The organism is Amaricoccus solimangrovi, from assembly GCF_006385685.1.
In the GTDB taxonomy this organism is placed as follows: domain Bacteria; phylum Pseudomonadota; class Alphaproteobacteria; order Rhodobacterales; family Rhodobacteraceae; genus Amaricoccus; species Amaricoccus solimangrovi.
Window position 1 is genome coordinate 1 of record NZ_VFRP01000115.1, and the last position, 922, is coordinate 922.

A 922-nucleotide genomic window follows, 5' to 3' on the forward strand; every position below is an offset into this window, starting at 1 on the left:
GCGCGCCCTCGTGCGCGAGGCGCTGTATATGCCGGCCCTCGTCGCCGCACGTTTCAACCCGAACCTGAAGGCGGTGCACGACAGACTCCTTGCGGCAGGAAAACCGGCGAAGGTCGCCATCACCGCCGTCATGCGAAAGCTCCTCATCCTTGCGAACGCATTGTTGCGCGATCAGCGGATATGGACGCCAACGCTGGCTTGACCAACAAGAATACTTTAGAATTTCTGGTTGCGGGGGCAGGATACCAACGCCAATTGCTGGTTGAGGCATGGGCCTGACGGTTGACAAAGCGCCGAAAGTCAGGGCTGTGGCACAACGCCTTAGGGTTCAGGCATGGCGTGGAAGCGTGGCATTGAACTTAAGGTCGGCCCTAAGGTCGCCTCCAGCCCGGAAACCACGGAAGCGTCAGACTGAACCGCGCCGGGCTGCCCGGAGGCGTTTTGGTTTGAGTCCTACGCCGCCACGGCGGGTGCCTCCAGTCCGGCGTAGTAGTTTGCTTCGGCCTCGGCGGGCGGGATGTTCCCGATCGGCTCGAGGAGGCGGCGCTCGTTGAACCAGTGGACCCATTCGAGGGTGGCGAACTCCACAGCCTCGAAGGACCGCCAGGGCCCTCGACGGTGAATGACCTCGGTCTTGAAGAGGCCGATCACCGTTTCGGCGAGCGCGTTGTCGTAGCTGTCGCCGACGCTGCCCACGGAGGGTTCGATCCCGGCCTCGGCGAGACGCTCGGTGTAGCGAATGCTGACATATTGCGATCCTCGATCGGAGTGGCAGATGAGCCGGCCGCCCTCGAAGGGGTGGCGCTGGTGCAGCGCCTGCTCGAGGGCATCGAGCACGAATTCCGCCTTGGCGACGCGCGACACGCGCCAGCCGACGATGCGTCGGGCGAAGGCGTCGATGACGAACGCGACGTAGACGAAG

General features: G+C 63.8%; 1 protein-coding gene and 1 pseudogene. One reads left to right on the forward strand and one right to left on the reverse strand.

Annotation, left to right across the window (positions count from 1 at the left end):
• Nucleotides 1-202: pseudogene (locus FJM51_RS23505) on the forward strand (IS110 family transposase); the annotation flags it as partial.
• Nucleotides 203-453: 251 nt separating this feature from the next.
• On the opposite strand, the gene FJM51_RS23510 reads toward FJM51_RS23505, so the two are convergent.
• The coding region (locus FJM51_RS23510) for a DDE-type integrase/transposase/recombinase (protein WP_140456508.1) at nt 454-922 on the reverse strand (469 nt) is incomplete at its 5' end.